This is a genomic window from Tenacibaculum profundi, assembly GCF_052050075.1.
GTDB lineage: Bacteria > Bacteroidota > Bacteroidia > Flavobacteriales > Flavobacteriaceae > Polaribacter.
Genome location: NZ_CP197225.1, coordinates 3,227,557 through 3,245,671, shown reverse-complemented (window position 1 = coordinate 3,245,671; position 18,115 = coordinate 3,227,557). Strand labels below are relative to the sequence as shown.

Genomic DNA, 18,115 nt, shown 5'->3' with positions numbered 1-18,115 from the left:
ATCTAAAATTCATCCGTTACACATCCTTTTGATGCAGATGAAACTGTTTTTGCATATTTATACAAGACTCCTCGATTCACTTTCAAAGGAGGAACTTCCCATCTACTTTTTCTCTCCTTTAACTCCTCTTCTGAAACCTCTAAATTAATCGTATTATCCTCTGCATTAAGAGAGATAATATCACCATCTTTAACCAAAGCAATAACACCGCCTTCTTGAGCCTCTGGTGTAATATGTCCAACAACAAAACCATGAGTTCCTCCCGAAAAACGACCATCAGTAATCAATGCAACGTCCTTTCCTAAGCCTGCTCCCATAATAGCTGCCGTGGGCTTTAACATTTCTGGCATACCTGGTCCTCCCTTTGGTCCCTCATAACGGATTACCACAACATCACCTTTCTCAACCAAACCATCTCTAATACCATCATTAGCATCATACTCCCCCTCAAACACCTTAGCTTTTCCTCTAAAAAACAATCCTTCTTTCCCTGTAATCTTTGCTACAGACCCTTCTTTGGCTAAATTCCCATATAACATTCTTAAATGCCCAGTCTTTTTTATTGGAGACTCGACAGCTTTTATAACTTCTTGTCCTTTTAATAAACTTGGAACACTCTTTAAATTCTCTGCCAATGTTTTTCCTGTAACAGTCAAACAATCACCATGAAGTAAATCTTTCTCTAATAAGTACTTAAGTACAGCAGGAATTCCTCCAACACGATGAACATCTTCCATTAAGAACTTACCGCTAGGCTTTAAATCTGCTAAAAAAGGGGTTGTATCTGAAATTCTTTGAAAATCCTCTAGTGTAAATTTCACATTTGCTGCTTTTGCTATCGCTAAAAAATGTAATACCGCATTAGTAGAACCTCCCATTACAGTAACCAATCGTACTGCATTTTCAAGAGATTTTTTAGTAACAATGTCAGATGGTTTAATATCTTTTTCTAATAAAATCCGTAGCGCTTCACCTGCCCTTACACTTTCTGATTTCTTATCCTCGCTTATTGCCGGATTTGAGGAATTATAAGGTAAACTCATCCCTAATGCTTCAATTGCTGACGCCATGGTATTTGCTGTATACATACCTCCGCATGCTCCTGCTCCTGGACAAGCTTTTTCAATAACATTTTGATATTGTTTATTATCAATTTTACCTGCAACTTTTTCTCCCCATGCCTCAAATGCAGAAACTACATCTAGCTTTTTACCGTCATGACACCCCGATTCGATAGTTCCTCCATACACTAAAACAGAAGGCCTATTTAAACGCAGCATAGCCATCAATGCACCTGGCATATTTTTATCACAGCCTACCACTGTTACTAAGCCATCATAAGACATCGCCTGAACAACAGTTTCCATTGAATCTGCAATTACATCTCTTGATGGTAAAGAAAAACGCATTCCTGGTGTCCCCATTGATATTCCATCTGAAACTCCAATTGTATTGAATATTAACCCTACTAAATCTTCGTTATTCGTTCCCTTCTTTACTAATTTTGCCAAATCATTTAAATGCATATTACAAGGGTTTCCTTCATACCCTGTACTTGCGATTCCAATGAATGGCTTTTTTAAATCTTCATTATTTAACCCAATTGCGTGTAACATTGCCTGTGCTGCTGGTTGGGTATCATCTTGAGTTACTCTTTTGCTAAATTTATTTAACTCCATTTGTTAGTTTGTTAAGCATTTTTCACGAAGTCCTAACACTTCTTGTTTATATAGTTTCATTAATTTATATCCATAAGACTCTTCCCATTTAACAGGAAATTCATATTCATCTATTGATTTCAGACCTACAACTTCAGCAGCTGTCCCTGTAAAAAAAGCATTATCCGCCTGCTTTAACTCATCAAGAGTAAAGTGCCTTTCGTGCACAGGAATCCCTTCCTCCTTGCATATATCAATAATAGTAGATCTTGTTATTCCTGCCATTATATGCCCTTTGGGCGGTGTATAAATCACTCCAGTTCTTTCCATAAAGATATTAGCACCCGAGCACTCAGCTACATTATTATTCATATCTAAGAGTAAAGCCTCGTCAAAACCTGCTTTTTTTACTTCATTACTTGCTAAAATAGAATTGATATAGTGACCTGTAACTTTAGCCTCTACAAAGCATGATTTTGGATTTGGTCTCTGAAACCTTGAGGTTTTAACCCTTAAAAGACTGTCTCCCATTAACTTTTCCCACTCCCAACATTGAATAATCAAATCAGATCCTTTTGCTGAAAAAACTCCCATATTTTCACCTGCTAATACAATAGGCCTTATATAGGCATCCGACAGATTATTTAATTTTAATAATTTATAGGTAATATCCGTAAGTTCTTGAATAGAATAATCAAAATCAATATCCATGACCTTAACACCAAATTTTAATCTTTCGTAATGTTGATCTGATTTATAAATTTTTGTTCCCATTGAGGTACTGTAAGATCGAATACCCTCAAAAACACCATTACCATAATGTAATGTTTGACCATAGGTACTAGTAGAAACCTCTTTCGCCTTAACGAACTTTCCATTGTAAAAGATTATAGATTCATCTGTGTAATACATACCTTGCTTTTTGAATTTTTCGAAATTATTTTAATATTCCATTACTTTAATTCTTTCATATATAATTTAAATGATTTTCAGCCATACAGAAAAACACCTAAAAGACTAAAAAACAACAATTTAACTCAAAAACATAAATGATGGTCATATATCAAAAAAAAGCCTGAATCATTTTAATTGACACAGGCTTTTGAAATATCATAAGTTATCTGTATCAACCCATCTGCAAGTTAATATTGACGATAATTATGATATTTATAATGTTAAAATATTGACTCATTTTAGCTTTAATTAAAAAAGGCCTCCAAAATTTGGAAGCCTTTCAATATATTTTTTATAAACAAACGCCTCCTTATCAACAAAGTGAAATAATCACAATGATAATGACAATTGAAACTATATTTATTATATTTTTACTCATTATGTTGCAAATATCTCTTTTTTTTTCAAACAACACAAATTATTTTTAACTTAATAAAAATTTTTTATTTTATTTCTTAAAAATTACAATTGAATCTTATTTTTCACTTCCTTATTTTAATTATTAAAATATTTTTTCTAAATTTGCAATCTTATGCAAGAAAACAAATTATATAATATCATACCCAGTTTGTTAGTGCGGTGTTTTTCACTACGCTAACCACTTCTTTTTATCACTGAGTATTTATATAATTTAATTTTCAAATTTTGAAATCAACTTTTTATCTTTTTATCATAGTCAATCAAGTTGTCATACTAGATAACTTCATTACTTATTCTTCTTTATCAATGCGACCTCGCCCGTAAGGGTGATACTCAATTTATTGAGCTAAGGTGTGTCCGGCTCTTCTCTCAACAAAATCAATTTAATAAACAAGTAAGAATCAATAATTTTCAATTATAAATACACCAATGAAAATTGTTATTGCAAATTCATCGCATAGCCCATATGCTTCGATTATTTGTAGCACTATTGAAAAGGCTGCTCAAAAAAGAGGGACAGGAATTGCTAAGCGCGATCATAATTACATAATTTCTAAAATAAAACAAAGTAATGCTGTAATTGCTTTAGACAACGAAAAGTTTGCAGGCTTTTGTTACATAGAATCTTGGGAACATGGAAAATTTGTGGCAAACTCAGGACTTATTGTACATCCTTCCTACAGAGGCATTGGATTGGCTAAGCAAATTAAAAAACAAATTTTTGAACTATCAAGAACCAAGTTTCCAAAAGCAAAAATTTTCAGTATTACTACCGGTTTACCAGTTATCAAAATGAATAGCGAACTAGGCTATCAACCTGTTACATTTAGTGAGCTAACCGATGATAATTCTTTCTGGAAAGGCTGTAAAACCTGTGTAAATTATGATATCTTACAAAGAACCAATAGAACAATGTGCTTATGTACAGGAATGCTCTACGATCCTAAAACTACACAGTTGAAAAATAAGGAAGAAAAAGAAATGGAAATAACCTAATAAAATTAGAAAAAACAGTTACAAATGGAAAAATTAGTTATTGCATATAGTGGAGGGTTAGACACCTCATACTGTGCTGTTAGCCTTGCAAAACAAGGATATGAAATTCACGCTGTAAGCGTAAATACTGGCGGATTTTCTCAAGAAGAAATTAAGAAAATTGAGAAAAACGCCTACACTATGGGTGTTTCCACTTACAAAAACATTAATGCTATTAATAATTTCTACGAAAAAGTAGTTAAGTATTTGGTCTTTGGAAATGTATTAAAAAATAACACCTATCCTCTTTCTGTAAGTGCCGAAAGAATTATTCAAGCCATTGAAATTATTACCTATGCAAAAAAGATCGGCGCCAAATATATCGCTCATGGTAGCACAGGTGCAGGTAATGATCAGGTACGATTTGATATGATTTTTCAAACCATTGCTCCTGAAATTAACATTATTACTCCAATTAGAGATTTAAAACTTTCTAGACAAGAAGAAATTGATTATTTAAGAACTAATGGTATTAATCTATCTTGGGAAAAGGCAAAATATTCAGTAAATAAAGGCCTTTGGGGAACTAGTATAGGTGGTGATGAAACTTTAACATCAAAAAAGCCTTTACCCGAACATGCCTATCCTTCTCAAATTACGAAAACTGAACATCAAAATATAAAAATAAGCTTTGCAAAGGGTGAAGTAACCGCAATTAATGGTATTAAAAATCAACCTATCATCAACATCGAAAAACTTAATTCAATTGCCTCCAAATATGGTATTGGAAGAGATATTCATGTAGGAGATACTATTATTGGAATGAAAGGAAGAGTTGGATTTGAAGCTGCTGCTGCAATAATAATAATAAAAGCACACCACCTACTTGAAAAACACACGCTTACAAAGTGGCAGTTGCAACACAAAGAATATCTAGCTAATTTTTACGGAATGCATCTGCATGAGGGACTATATTTAGATCCAGTAATGAGAGATATTGAATCCTTTTTCGAGAGCAGTCAGTCTAAAGTAACGGGAGATGTTTATATTTCTCTAATGCCCTACCATTTCTCTTTAAATGGTATTGAATCTCCTCATGACCTGATGGACGTAAGATTTGGAAGTTACGGAGAGGTAAATAAGGATTGGACAGCTGAAGAAGCTAAAGGTTTTATTAAACTTTTTGGAAATCAAAATAAAATATACCAACAAGTAAATCAACTGTCATAAAACCTTTAAAAAATATTAAAAACATGATACAGGTAGGAATCATAGGGGGGGCTGGATATACAGCTGGAGAGTTAATTAGATTGTTATTACAACATCCTGAAGCAGTTATTAATTTCGTTTACAGTACATCAAACGCAGGAAACAAAATATCACATATCCATCAAGATCTAGAAGGAAGTACTGAAATTCGATTCACGAAAGAGATCAATCAAAACGTTGATCTATTGTTTTTGTGTTTAGGTCATGGAAACTCAAACAAGTTTTTAACTAAAACTTGTTTTTCCTCAAATACTAAAATCATTGATTTAAGCAATGATTTTAGATTGGAAAAAGATCATATATACAAAGACAAAACATTTGTTTATGGATTACCTGAATTTCAAAAAGAAGTTATTAAAAACAGTAAGTATATAGCAAACCCTGGTTGCTTTGCTACAGCTATTCAGTTAGCATTATTACCTATAGCAAATGCAAAAAAAATAAAAAATGATATTCATATTAACGCAGTTACCGGTGCTACAGGAGCAGGGACCTCATTGTCATCAACTACCCATTTTACTTGGAGAGATAATAATTTTTCTTATTACAAGCCTTTCACACATCAGCATATAGGAGAAATAAGGCAAACCATAGAAAACTTACAATCTAACATTAAAGCTGATATTCTGTTTTTACCTAACAGAGGGAATTTTTCAAGAGGAATTTTCGTTTCATTATACACTGATTTTGACGGGAGTTTCGAGGAAGCTAAAAAACTTTATACTTCGTTTTATAAAAATACTCCTTTTACACACGTATCTGAAACGCCAGTTCATTTAAAACAAGTTATAAACACAAATAAATGTCTGATACATATTCACAAACACGATAACAAGATTTTAATAACAAGTGTGATTGATAATCTTTTAAAAGGAGCTTCCGGTCAAGCCATCCAAAATATGAATCTACTTTTTAATCTACCAGAAGAAACTGGACTAAAGTTAAAAGCAAGTTATTTCTAAACAAAAAAACAATAAACCAAAATCAAACTAAACATATACCAATGAAAATAGCCATTATAGGAACAGGAAACTTAGGCAAGTCAATAGCTAAAGGATTAATACAAAATAACGCATTCACAAGTCTTTATTTAACGAAAAGAAATTTAGACGAATTAGATATATTTAATAAGAATAAAAATGTTTTTTTAAGTACTAGCAATGCAGAAGCCGTAAAACAATCAGAAGTACTCATCTTTGCTGTTCAACCAAGGCATCTAGAAAAAATACTTCTAGATATCAAACCAATACTCACTGATAAACATATTATAATTTCAACCATTACTGGCTTTTCAATAGCGAAAATTGAAGCTACCATTGGTAAAAACAATAATATTCTTCGAGCTATGCCCAATACAGCTATTGCTGTAGGAAAATCCATGACCTCCATTTGCAGCAATGCTTATGCCAACGGACATGTAAAAATAGCTACTTCAATTTTCAATGTATTAGGAAACACTTTAGTGATCCCTGAAAATCAAATGCAAGCAGCAACCGTAGTATGCGCTAGTGGAATTGCTTTTTGGATGCGTTTAATACGAGCCACAACACAAGCAGCTATACAACTTGGTTTTGATGCTAAAGAAGCCCAAGAATTAGCCATGTTTACCTGCGAAGGAGCCGCCAATCTTTTAATAACAACTAAAAATCATCCAGAAGAAGAAATAGATAAAGTTACCACTCCAAAGGGCTGTACTATTGAGGGACTAAATGAAATGGAACATAAAGGCTTAAGCGCAGCTTTAATTCAAGGAATGGTAGCCTCATTCAATAAAATTAATACGATAAAAAAAGAACAAATATGAGTTTGTTTAATGTATACCCCCTGTTTAATGTGACTCCTGTTAAAGGGAAAGACGTTTTTATTTACGATATTAATGATACAAAATATTTAGATTTGTATGGAGGGCATGCTGTAATTTCAATTGGTCATGCACATCCAACCTATACAAGGGCAATTTCCAATCAAGTAAATACTATTGGTTTTTACAGCAACTCTATTCAAAATCCTTTACAATCAAAACTTGCTAAGGAAATCACAACAATTTCTAACTGTAAAGACTATCAACTATTTTTATGCAATTCAGGAGCAGAAGCTAATGAAAATGCCTTGAAATTAGCTTCTTTTTATACTGGAAAAAAGAAAGTTATTGCTTTTAAAAACTCCTTTCACGGAAGAACTTCAGCAGCGGTAGTTGCAACAGACAATCCAAAGATAATTGCCCCTATAAATAGGCAACAAGAAGTTATCTTTTTAGAATTTGAGGACTTAGATGGTGTAGAAAAAGCCTTACAGAATAATGACGTATGCGCTATCATCATTGAAACCATTCAAGGTGTTGGTGGTTTAAATGAAGCTTCAACTTCATTTTATAAGGGCTTGGAGAAATTAAGTAAAAAATACAATACTTTACTAATTATGGATGAAATTCAATCAGGGTTTGGAAGAACAGGAGATTTTTTTGCCTATCAAAAGCATAATGTTTCGCCTGATATTATTTCTATGGCGAAAGGAATGGGAAACGGGTTTCCTATCGGTGGTATTTTAATTCATCCAAAAATCGAAGCCTCTTTTGGCCTTCTTGGAACTACTTTTGGAGGCAATCACCTCGCCTGCGCAGCATCACTAGCTGTTATTAATGTTTTACAAAAAGAAGATTTAATGACTAATGTTAAAACAGCATCAAAATACTTTATCAAAAAATTGAATGAAATTCCTGAGGTAAATTCCATAAAAGGTAGAGGTCTCATGCTAGGAATAGAGTTTTCATTCCCTGTAAATTCTATCAGAAAATCTTTGATATTGAACGAACATATTTTCACTGGAAATTCAAAAAACCCAAACCTTTTAAGATTACTTCCTTCACTAACAATACAAAAAAAACATATTGATGTTTTTATTAATGCTCTAAAAAGAACCATAAGTACAAAACAAAAAATTAATTAACGATGCAACATTACACTAACTTAAATGACATTCAAAATCTTGATGTTATAATTAATAAGGCTATCCAGCTTAAAAGAAATCCTTTTCAATACAAAGAATTAGGAAAAAACAAAACCTTAATCATGTTGTTTTTTAATGCCAGTTTACGTACACGATTAAGTACTGAAAAAGCTGCAAAGAACTTAGGCATGGAAGTTAGTATTTTAAATATAGCAAACACCTGGAATATCGAGTTTGAAGACGGTACTAAAATGAATCTGAATACTTCTGAACACATCAAAGAAGCTGCTAGAGTTATATCTCAATACGCAGATATTATTGCTGTCAGGGCTTTTCCTACCTTAACTGATAAAACTAAAGACCTTTCAGAAATCATTATTAATAGCTTTAAAAAATATGCTACAGTACCAATTATAAATATGGAAAGCGCTACAGATCACCCTTTACAGGCATTAGCTGATGGCATTACATTAGAAGAGCAAAAAACTAAAAAAAGACCGAAAGTAGTGTTGTCATGGGCTCCACACCCAAAAGCGCTACCACATTCTGTCGCAAATAGCTTTATTCATTTAGCAAAAAAAATAAATATTGATTTTATGATCACGCACCCTCCTGGATATGAACTAGACCCTAATATAACAGGGGATATACCTATCTTATACAACCAAAAAAAAGCTCTTAAAGATGCTGACTTTGTATACGCAAAAAATTGGAGTTCTTTTTCAAATTACGGTAGAGTTCTGCATAGCAATAGTAGCTGGATGATAACTAATAAAACTTTAGGTAACGCCAAATTCATGCACTGTCTACCTATTCGCAGAAATATTGTAGCAGAAGACGCTGTACTTGATGGAATGAACTCTCTAGTAACAGAACAAGCAAATAATAGAGTTTATGCTGCACAAGTAGTTTTAAAAAAACTTTTAACACAAAAAAATGAAATAAAGTGAAAACTATAAAAATCATAAAAATAGGCGGTAACATTGTAAATAATAAAAAAACTCTCGATATCTTTTTAAAAAACTTTTCAGAAATAAAGACCCCTAAAATTTTAGTTCATGGTGGAGGAAAACTAGCATCTGAACTATCTAAAAAAATCGGAATTCCTGTGAAAATGATTGATGGTAGAAGAGTAACTGATGCCAACACACTTGATGTCGCAACGATGGTTTATGCCGGCAAAATCAATAAAAATATTGTAGCTCAACTTCAATCAAACAAGTTAAACGCCATAGGTTTAAGTGGAACTGATGCTAATACCATTACCTCAATTCAAAGACCTTCAACACCTATTGATTTTGGCTTTGTTGGTGACGTTATTAAAGTAAATACATCAATAATAGAATTATTATTAAAAAACAACATTACACCTGTATTCTGTGCAATTACACATGATAATAATGGCAATTTATTAAATACTAATGCTGACACAATTGCTTCTGAAGTAGCTATTGCTTTAGCACAGAACTATGTTACGGAGCTATATTACTGTTTCGAAAAAAATGGAGTTCTAAGAAACGTTGATCAATCTGATTCTATAATTGAAAAAATTAACTTAAAAACTTATCTAAAACTCAAAAAAGAACAAATTATATCTGACGGTATGATTCCTAAACTGGACAACTGTTTTCACGCACTTAAAAATAAAGTACTTAAAGTAAATATTGGAACTATCGATATGATTACAAATAGCCAAAAAAAGCATACATCATTGCATTTATCATGATACAAGAACTTACCCAAAAAGCTATAGACTTATTAAAAAGCCTAATAGAAGTCTCTTCTTTTTCATCAGAGGAAGAAAAAAGCGCCTTGCTACTAGAAGTTTGGTTTAAATACCATAACATTCCATGTACAAGAACAAAAAATAATGTATGGTCTATTCATAAAGACTTCGATTCATCAAAACCAACATTATTACTAAATTCTCATCACGATACAGTTAAACCAAATAACGGATACACTAAAGACCCCTTTACACCTATTATAGAAGAGGGCAAATTATATGGTTTGGGTAGCAATGATGCAGGAGGCTGTTTAGTATCATTATTAGCTACATACACCTATTTTTATCAACAACATAATCTATCTTATAATCTTATATTCGCTGGAACTGCCGAAGAAGAAAACAGCGGTCCAAATGGATTGAATAGCTTGCTAAAAACACTACCTCATATCGATGTAGCAATAGTAGGAGAACCTACACAAATGCAACTAGCTATTGCTGAAAAAGGATTAGTCGTTTTTGACGCTGAAATTACTGGAACACCTAGTCATGCAGCACATCCCAACAATAACAATGCTATTTATAATACTATCAATACTCTAAAATGGTTTCAAAACATAAGTTTTGAAAAAACTTCCAAAACCTTAGGTGATGTTAAATTGACAGTAACACAAATTAATGCTGGAAAACAACATAATGCCATTCCTGCAAATGTTTCATTAGTAATCGATGTCCGAGTTAATGACAAATATACCAACCAAGAAATCAGTGATTTTTTGCAAAAAAATGCGCCATGTGATAAAATCACTCCTAGGAGTTTGAATTTAAATTCTTCTTCAATACAAAAAGACCATCCGTTGGTTCAGGCTGGCATTAATTTAGGAAGAAAAACATATGGTTCTCCCACATTATCTGATCAATCAGTATTGAATTGCCCTTCTTTAAAACTTGGACCTGGAGATAGCAAACGTTCTCACAGCGCTAACGAATATATTTTCTTGGATGAAATCAAAGAGGGAATTGAATTGTATATAAAATTACTTGAAAAAGTACTAATATAGATTGATTACAAAAAGTAAAAACAAATCAATAATAAGGTTATCATTGAGTAATCGCTTAAATTATTTCTATTCAACATTTACTAAAATAACATAATATTAACCACAAACAATTAAACAAATGAAACTTTGGGATAAAGGCATAAAAATGGATAAAAAAATAGAAAATTTCACTATTGGAAATGATAGAGAAATAGATATGTTTATCGCACCATATGACATACAAGCATCTATAGCTCACGCTAAAATGCTAGCAAAAACTGATATTATCTCAGAGCGAGAGCAATTTAAGCTCTTAGAAGGATTAAAAAACTTATCTGATCAAATTGAAAACGGAACCTTTTGTATTGATAATACATTTGAAGATATACATTCAAAGATAGAACATGAACTTATTAAATATTGTGGTGAAATTGGCAAGAAAATCCACACAGCTCGATCAAGAAACGATCAAGTATTAGTTGCCCTACACCTATATTACAAAGATAATTTTAAGATTATAATACAAAAAACAAAAATACTTTTCGAAACCTTATTAACGCTTTCAAAAGATCATGAAAATCAACTATTACCAGGCTATACTCATTTACAAATTGCCATGCCTTCTTCTTTTGGGCTCTGGTTTTCTGCCTATGCAGAATTATTGGTTGATGATTTACATCTTATTAAGGCTGCTTTGAAAATAGTAGACCAAAATCCTTTAGGTTCTGCTGCTGGTTATGGTAGTTCATTTCCGATTGATAGAGAATTTACCACAAAAGAACTTAACTTCCATACGTTAAAATACAATGTTGTTGCCGCACAATTGAGCAGAGGAAAAAGTGAACGTACAGCTGCAATGGCATTGGGAAGCCTAGCAAATACATTAGCTCGTTTTTCGATGGATATATGTCTTTATATTAGTCAAAACTTTAACTTTATTTCTTTTCCAGATGAGCTTACCACTGGCAGCAGTATAATGCCTCATAAAAAAAATCCTGATGTTTTCGAATTGATAAGAGCAAAGTGCAATAAAATTCAGGCGCTTTACAGTGAAACACTCCTATTAACTAATAATTTACCGAGTGGTTACCACAGAGACTATCAATTACTAAAAGAAAATATGATACGTACTTTTGAGGATTTTAAAGACATTCTAGATATTTTTAATTTTAGTATTAAGAAAATCATTGTTAAAGACATTGATCTAAATGATGAAAAATACAAGTATCTATTTACTGTTGACAACATAAACAATTTAGTAGAACAAGGGATGAGCTTCAGAGAAGCCTACAGAAAAATAGGTAATGAAATATCTGAAGGATCTTATATTCCCGATACATCAAAAAAACACATTCATACAGGAAGCATACATAATCTTAGCCTAGATCAAATACATAGAAAGCTAAATGATGTTTAATCTTTTTATGGTTAGGTAATAGAATGAATTTTAATTTCGAAACAAAAATCAACAAAAAAAAACACCCATTATTAATTAATTCATATTTTTTTTACTTTTTTTCTAAATATTTATGTGACTTATTTTTTTTTATGTGTCAAAAAGGTAATTTAAGTAATAAAGCTGGGGGGCTTTTATATTTAAGGTTAAATAAAAAGGAGCTCTTTTTAAGAGCTCCTTTTTTTAAAATTTTTATAACAATCTATTTAAAAACTAGTATAATCTTTCTAGTGCATTTACATCATTACTATTAAATTCACCATCTGCACTTGTACTAAAACATGCAACCATTATAGAAGTTGCGTCATAACCTGTTGGAGTACCTGCGATATGATTTGCCCCTACACCAGCAGATCCTTCATTTGAATTTTGACCACAACTTTGACGGCTAAACCAATCCGTATGTCTAAATCCAATTGCATGACCAATTTCATGAGTAATTACATGCTCATTAACATTGGTTGAATAATTCTGTAAACCATAAATTTGAATCCACTTATAAGGACGGCCTCCGCTAGGAAAACCAGCTTGACCTCCAGAACCTCCATTATTCGGGTTGTGATAAACTACCATATCTTTTGAATTATAATTTGTGCCAAAAGTTAATGTAAATCTTATTGAAAGCCCTAACCTATTATAGTTGTTAACAGCCCACTGTAGACCTTCTCTTTCTTTTGAAGAAAGACCATACCCACCACCACCGGTGTAACCTATAATCGAAATATTTCTTCCTTGAGAGACTAAATTATTGGTCGAATATTGACGTGTTTTGTCTTCTTTTTTGGATGCTGCAAGTGTTAAAATTTCTTGCTCCGTCATAGCAATGTCTTCCTCAACATACAATCGATCTTCAGAAGTCCCATCAGGGAAATAGAAAGTGTCATATCGTAAATGGTTGACGTTTAATTCTAGTTTTGCCGCCGCATCAACAACTTTTTGTGGTACGGTCTTGGTCCAAGGGTGTTCGACTGCCTGATTATCAGTATTAGAATCATTTACTTGTTCATTTTCACTAGAACACGACGCAAGGATTCCCCCTGCCATCAGCCCCAAGTATAGGGCCATTTTAGCTTTGCTCATAATATTAGCGTTTAAATTGTTTAGAATGGGTTTTAAATCGAAACCAAACTACACAATTCTTAACTAAAAAATAAACCTTAACATAACTTTAACTTAAAAAAACACAAAAATTAAACATAAAAGTAACTTAAATGTAAAAAAAACAACGTTATGTTAATATATTAACAAACAAAACAATAAAAAAATATAAATTAAACACATTTACTTCATAAAAGTAATTAAAAAAAGAAAACTTACTCATTGAAAATAATTTTAATGAATAAGCTTTTGTGTTAAATATCTTTAAAAGAATCTAAATTATAGTACTCTGTCCCATATGGATATTTTGAAAATTAATATCCGTATCTTCTTGATTATTAACATAATCAGCAATAAAATCTCCAACTTTACTTGTTGAAAACGGTTTTTCAAAATTTATATCCTCAGTAGTTATCCCTAATTCTAGTGATTTTTGAACTGCTTTATCAATAGCTCCTGCCTCTTCGTGTAATCCGAGATGCTCCAATAACATTGCTGCTGATAATATGGATGCTAAGGGATTTGCAATATCTTTTCCTTTAGCTTGGGGAAATGATCCATGGATTGGCTCAAATAAAGCATTATTCTTACCAATAGATGCTGATGCTAATAAACCAATCGACCCACCAATAACACTAGCCTCATCAGAGAGTATATCTCCAAATAAATTTTCAGTTAAAATGACATCAAATTGTTTTGGATTTAATATTAACTGCATAGCTGCATTATCAACAAATAAATAATCTAGTCGAACATCAGGATACTGGACTGCTAATGAAGTAACTGTTTTTCTCCACAATCTTGATGTTTCTAGTACATTTGCTTTATCAACTAAAGTTAATTTTTTTTGCCTTGATTGGGCTGCTTGAAATGCCAAATGTGCAATTCTCTCAATCTCTTCAACAGAATATGTACAACCATCCTTTGCGATGGTTCCATCTTTACTTAATTCTTTTGTACCAAAGTAAATTCCACCAGTCAGCTCTCTGTATATACTAATATCCGTTCCTTTAATACGTTCTTCTTTTAATGGCGAATTATGAATTAAAGTCTCGTATGCTTTCACAGGTCTTATATTACAAAAAAGTCCCAATTCTTTTCTTAATTTTAGCAACCCTTGTTCAGGACGAACCTTTAATGTTGGATCTTCATCATATTTAGGATCACCTATTGCCCCAAAAAGCACTGCATCTGATTCTTTGCATAAATTCAATGTTTTATCTGGCAAGGGAGTCCCTGTTTCATCAATAGCGCAAGCCCCCATTAACCCTTCTTTAAACAAAAATGTGTGATCAAAAACATTAGCTATAGCATTTAAAGCTTTTTTAGCTTGCTCAGTTACTTCTGGTCCTATTCCATCACCCGGAATTATGGCTATATTTACTTTCATTTATTTTTTAATTTTTATCAATCAACTTAAAACTGTTTGTTTTAAGTTTTCCTCTTCAAACTTCTTTATAATATCTTTTTTACTTATTAGAAAATCAATATCATCATATCCATTGAGTAAACAAACTTTCTTATAAGAATCGATTTCAAATTTAGTTTTTCCGATTGGTGTTTTTAATGTTTGCTCTTCAAGATCTACTATAATTCTCGCTGTGGGATCAATTGTAACTATATCCATAAGCCTAGACAAAAAATCTTTCGATACTTGAATAGGTAAAATCCCATTATTTAAAGCATTTCCTTTAAAGATATCGGCAAAAAAACTACTTACAACAACTTTAAAACCATATCCACTTAATGCCCAAGCAGCATGCTCTCTGCTAGATCCACAACCAAAATTATCTCCTGCTATTAGAATACTTCCTCTATACATTGGATTGTTTAAAATAAAATCAGTATTCAAATCTCCATCCTTGCGATAACGCCAATCTCTAAAAACATTATCTCCAAACCCATTTTTGTCGGTAGCTTTTAAAAAACGTGCAGGAATGATTTGATCCGTATCTATATTTTCAATGGACAAAGGTACTCCTGTATCAACTAACTTAACAAACTTATCCATTTAATTTAATTTTTTGGTGAAATTTATAATTTTACCCTCTACTGCAGTTGCTGCTGCCATAAGAGGACTTGCTAAAATAGTTCGTGCTCCTTGGCCTTGACGACCTTCAAAATTTCTATTTGATGTTGATACACAATACTCTCCTTCAGGAATTTTATCATTATTCATCGCTAAACAAGCTGAACATCCAGGCTGACGCAATCTAAAACCAGCTTCTTCAAATATTTCTTGAAGCCCTTCCTCTTTAATTTGTTTTGCTACCTGTTGCGAGCCTGGAACAAGCCAAGCATTTACATTGGAAGCTCTTTGCTTTCCTTTTACATAACTCGCAGCAACTCTAAAATCTTCTATTCTTGAATTTGTACAACTTCCAATAAAAACATAGTTCACAGGAGTATTAATCAAGCTTTTTCCCTTCTTAAAATTCATATACATCAATGCCTTTTCAAAGGAAGCATCATTTTCTTCTGGAATTACCTCCGAAATTTTAAGTCCCATACCAGGATTTGTTCCATAGGTAAGCATTGGCTCAATATCTTCTGCCTTAAAGAAATATTCCTGATCAAAACAAGCATCTTCATCTGTTTTAAGTGTTTTCCAATAAGCTAATTTAGCTTCATATTCATCATCTTTAGGAGCAAATTCTCTTCCTCTTACATACTCAAATGTGGTTTCATCAGGAGCAATCATACCTCCTCTTGCACCCATTTCAATACTCATGTTACATACTGTCATTCTCCCCTCCATAGACATTTCTTCAAAAACATTACCAGCATATTCACAAAAATATCCTGTCCCTGAGTTGGTTCCTAATTTTGCAATGATATATAAAATAACATCTTTTGGAAGTACCCCTTTTTTTAATTTACCATTTACGTTAACACGCAAACTTTTAGGTTTTTCTAATATTAAGCATTGGCTTGCAAAAACTTGTGCTACCTGACTTGTTCCTATTCCAAAAGCAATGGTTCCAAACGCCCCATGAGTCGAAGTATGGCTATCACCACAAACCATGGTCATACCTGGCTGGGTAATTCCTAATTCTGGCGCCATAACATGTACAATTCCATTGTATTTGTGCCCAAGTCCGAAAAGTTTAATATTATTTTTTTTACAATTGTTTGTAAGCTGCTCTAACTGATTTCTAGAAAGTGCATCTTTTACAGGCAAATGCTGATCTACCGTAGGAGTGTTATGGTCTGCTGTGGCAACAATCTTATCTGGACGCGCTATTGAAATACCTCTATCTTCCAACTCTTTGAATGCCTGAGGACTTGTTACCTCATGGATTAAATGCTTATCTATATATAAAACTTGAGGTCCATTTGGTATTGTTTCAACTACATGTTCATCCCACACCTTATCAAATAATGTCTTTCCCATTTAAGCTATTGCTATTTTTGAAATTTTATTAACCTGTTGCATAATTAAATGAATATCTTCATCAATTACTTCTTTTTGTTTATCAGCAAAATTTAAAAAAGTTTCATAAGCACTATCTAGTTGTACTTTTGTTAATTCATAACCTATTTTCTTTGCTCTGTATGCTAAGGCTGCCCTTCCACTTCTTGCAGTTAAAACAATAGCACTTTCAGTAACACCAACATCCGCGGGATTAATAATTTCATACGTTTCTCTATTTTTTATAACCCCGTCTTGATGAATCCCTGAACTATGCGCAAAAGCGTTTGCGCCTACTATTGCTTTGTTGGGTTGCACAACCATGCCCATTTTTTCACGAACCATCAAACTGGTATCATATAACAGCTTAGAATTAATATTAGTGTCTAAATTTAGAAACGGATGCTGTCTAAGAATCATCACAACTTCTTCCAAAGCTGTATTTCCTGCACGTTCTCCTATTCCATTAATAGTACACTCTATTTGTCGAGCCCCATTCATAACACCTGCTATAGAATTGGCTGTAGCCAAACCTAAATCGTTATGACAATGGCATGAAATTGTTACATTTTCTATTCCCTTAACATGATCTTTTAAATATTTTATTTTTGCTCCATATTCATCAGGCAAACAATACCCTGTAGTATCAGGAATATTTAACACTGTTGCCCCTGCCTTAATTACTTCTTCACATATTTTAGCCAAAAATGAATTTTCTGTTCTTCCTGCATCTTCGGCAAAAAATTCAACATCATCAACAAAATTCTTAGCATAAGCTACTGCTTCTTTTGCTCTAAAAATAGCCTCTTCCTTCGTAATGTTAAATTTATATTTAATGTGCGACTCACTAGTTCCTATTCCTGTATGTATGCGCGGTTTTTGAGCTATTTTTAAGGCTTGTCCAGCCACTTCAATATCTTTTTTAACAGCTCTTGTTAACCCACAAACAGATGCGTTTTTAACAATTTTTGCTATTTCCCTTACTGAAATAAAATCACCTGGGCTAGATATTGGAAAACCTGCCTCTATAACATCTACCCCTAAACTATCGAGTCTTTCTGCTATGACAAGTTTTTGTTTTGTATCTAACTTACAACCTGGCACTTGTTCTCCATCTCTTAAAGTGGTATCAAAAATTTGTACTTTATCCTTTGACATATT

The 18,115-nt window shown here is 32.6% G+C and carries 16 protein-coding genes; 9 read left to right on the top strand and 7 right to left on the bottom strand.

The features are described 5' to 3' along the window. Positions 1-2: 2 nt before the first annotated feature. Together ilvD and ilvE are read right to left on the bottom strand one after the other, a co-directional pair. Positions 3-1,679 (bottom strand): dihydroxy-acid dehydratase, encoded by a 1,677-nt coding sequence (gene ilvD, locus ACSIGE_RS13120; protein ID WP_440880328.1) that lies wholly within the window; start codon positions 1,677-1,679, stop codon positions 3-5. 3 nt (positions 1,680-1,682) lie between these two features. Then, positions 1,683-2,570: a branched-chain-amino-acid transaminase gene (gene ilvE / locus ACSIGE_RS13115; RefSeq protein WP_440880327.1), complete on the bottom strand. Its 888-nt coding sequence runs from the start codon at positions 2,568-2,570 to the stop codon at positions 1,683-1,685. An 891-nt stretch (positions 2,571-3,461) separates the two neighbouring features. On the opposite strand from ilvE, the gene ACSIGE_RS13110 reads away from it, so the two are divergent. From ACSIGE_RS13110 to argH, 9 genes are all read left to right on the top strand, one after another. Beyond that, the gene (locus ACSIGE_RS13110) at positions 3,462-4,028 is read left to right on the top strand and encodes a GNAT family N-acetyltransferase (RefSeq protein ID WP_440880326.1); all 567 of its coding nucleotides are present in this window, start codon (positions 3,462-3,464) and stop codon (positions 4,026-4,028) included. 24 nt (positions 4,029-4,052) lie between these two features. Then, positions 4,053-5,237: an argininosuccinate synthase gene (locus ACSIGE_RS13105; protein WP_440880325.1), complete on the top strand. Its 1,185-nt coding sequence runs from the start codon at positions 4,053-4,055 to the stop codon at positions 5,235-5,237. 23 nt (positions 5,238-5,260) lie between these two features. Next, a complete protein-coding gene (gene argC / locus ACSIGE_RS13100; protein ID WP_440880324.1) occupies positions 5,261-6,238 on the top strand; it encodes an N-acetyl-gamma-glutamyl-phosphate reductase in 978 nt (325 codons plus the stop codon). A 41-nt stretch (positions 6,239-6,279) separates the two neighbouring features. After that, on the top strand, positions 6,280-7,080 hold the full coding sequence (proC, locus tag ACSIGE_RS13095; protein WP_440880323.1) for a pyrroline-5-carboxylate reductase: 801 nt from the start codon (positions 6,280-6,282) through the stop codon (positions 7,078-7,080). Continuing rightward, the gene (locus tag ACSIGE_RS13090; protein ID WP_440880322.1) at positions 7,077-8,222 is read left to right on the top strand and encodes an aspartate aminotransferase family protein; all 1,146 of its coding nucleotides are present in this window, start codon (positions 7,077-7,079) and stop codon (positions 8,220-8,222) included. The genes proC and ACSIGE_RS13090 overlap by 4 nt, the downstream gene beginning before the upstream one ends. Before the next feature lie 2 nt (positions 8,223-8,224). Beyond that, a complete protein-coding gene (locus ACSIGE_RS13085) occupies positions 8,225-9,172 on the top strand; it encodes an acetylornithine carbamoyltransferase (RefSeq protein ID WP_440880321.1) in 948 nt (315 codons plus the stop codon). Beyond that, on the top strand, positions 9,169-9,948 hold the full coding sequence (gene argB, locus ACSIGE_RS13080) for an acetylglutamate kinase (RefSeq protein ID WP_440880320.1): 780 nt from the start codon (positions 9,169-9,171) through the stop codon (positions 9,946-9,948). The genes ACSIGE_RS13085 and argB overlap by 4 nt, the downstream gene beginning before the upstream one ends. Continuing rightward, complete coding sequence (locus tag ACSIGE_RS13075; protein WP_440880319.1) at positions 9,945-11,009, top strand: M20/M25/M40 family metallo-hydrolase; 1,065 nt, start codon at positions 9,945-9,947, stop codon at positions 11,007-11,009. The genes argB and ACSIGE_RS13075 overlap by 4 nt, the downstream gene beginning before the upstream one ends. A 118-nt stretch (positions 11,010-11,127) precedes the next feature. Beyond that, positions 11,128-12,405 (top strand): argininosuccinate lyase, encoded by a 1,278-nt coding sequence (argH, locus tag ACSIGE_RS13070; RefSeq protein ID WP_440880318.1) that lies wholly within the window; start codon positions 11,128-11,130, stop codon positions 12,403-12,405. A 252-nt stretch (positions 12,406-12,657) separates the two neighbouring features. Here the strand turns inward: argH and ACSIGE_RS13065 are convergent, their stop codons facing one another. From ACSIGE_RS13065 to ACSIGE_RS13045, 5 genes are all read right to left on the bottom strand, one after another. Then, positions 12,658-13,524 (bottom strand): M57 family metalloprotease, encoded by an 867-nt coding sequence (locus ACSIGE_RS13065; protein ID WP_440880317.1) that lies wholly within the window; start codon positions 13,522-13,524, stop codon positions 12,658-12,660. A 292-nt stretch (positions 13,525-13,816) separates the two neighbouring features. Beyond that, positions 13,817-14,932 (bottom strand): 3-isopropylmalate dehydrogenase, encoded by a 1,116-nt coding sequence (gene leuB / locus ACSIGE_RS13060; protein WP_440880316.1) that lies wholly within the window; start codon positions 14,930-14,932, stop codon positions 13,817-13,819. Between the two features lie 21 nt (positions 14,933-14,953). Continuing rightward, positions 14,954-15,553 carry a 3-isopropylmalate dehydratase small subunit gene (leuD, locus tag ACSIGE_RS13055; protein WP_440880315.1) on the bottom strand — a complete coding sequence of 200 codons (600 nt, stop codon included), beginning with the start codon at positions 15,551-15,553 and terminating at the stop codon, positions 14,954-14,956. Beyond that, entirely contained in the window at positions 15,554-16,936 is a 1,383-nt protein-coding gene (gene leuC / locus ACSIGE_RS13050; protein WP_440880314.1) for a 3-isopropylmalate dehydratase large subunit, read from the bottom strand. Then, positions 16,937-18,112, bottom strand: coding sequence for a 2-isopropylmalate synthase (locus tag ACSIGE_RS13045; protein ID WP_440880313.1), 1,176 nt, complete (start codon positions 18,110-18,112; stop codon positions 16,937-16,939). Between the last annotated feature and the right edge of the window lie 3 nt (positions 18,113-18,115).

Coding starts and splice junctions, on each gene's coding strand:
- ilvD (WP_440880328.1), bottom strand. CDS start 1,679: ATGGAGTTAAATAAATTTAGCAAAAGAGTAACTCAAGATGATACCCAA.
- ilvE (WP_440880327.1), bottom strand. CDS start 2,570: ATGTATTACACAGATGAATCTATAATCTTTTACAATGGAAAGTTCGTT.
- ACSIGE_RS13110 (WP_440880326.1), top strand. CDS start 3,462: ATGAAAATTGTTATTGCAAATTCATCGCATAGCCCATATGCTTCGATT.
- ACSIGE_RS13105 (WP_440880325.1), top strand. CDS start 4,053: ATGGAAAAATTAGTTATTGCATATAGTGGAGGGTTAGACACCTCATAC.
- argC (WP_440880324.1), top strand. CDS start 5,261: ATGATACAGGTAGGAATCATAGGGGGGGCTGGATATACAGCTGGAGAG.
- proC (WP_440880323.1), top strand. CDS start 6,280: ATGAAAATAGCCATTATAGGAACAGGAAACTTAGGCAAGTCAATAGCT.
- ACSIGE_RS13090 (WP_440880322.1), top strand. CDS start 7,077: ATGAGTTTGTTTAATGTATACCCCCTGTTTAATGTGACTCCTGTTAAA.
- ACSIGE_RS13085 (WP_440880321.1), top strand. CDS start 8,225: ATGCAACATTACACTAACTTAAATGACATTCAAAATCTTGATGTTATA.
- ACSIGE_RS13075 (WP_440880319.1), top strand. CDS start 9,945: ATGATACAAGAACTTACCCAAAAAGCTATAGACTTATTAAAAAGCCTA.
- argH (WP_440880318.1), top strand. CDS start 11,128: ATGAAACTTTGGGATAAAGGCATAAAAATGGATAAAAAAATAGAAAAT.
- ACSIGE_RS13065 (WP_440880317.1), bottom strand. CDS start 13,524: ATGAGCAAAGCTAAAATGGCCCTATACTTGGGGCTGATGGCAGGGGGA.
- leuB (WP_440880316.1), bottom strand. CDS start 14,932: ATGAAAGTAAATATAGCCATAATTCCGGGTGATGGAATAGGACCAGAA.
- leuD (WP_440880315.1), bottom strand. CDS start 15,553: ATGGATAAGTTTGTTAAGTTAGTTGATACAGGAGTACCTTTGTCCATT.
- leuC (WP_440880314.1), bottom strand. CDS start 16,936: ATGGGAAAGACATTATTTGATAAGGTGTGGGATGAACATGTAGTTGAA.
- ACSIGE_RS13045 (WP_440880313.1), bottom strand. CDS start 18,112: ATGTCAAAGGATAAAGTACAAATTTTTGATACCACTTTAAGAGATGGA.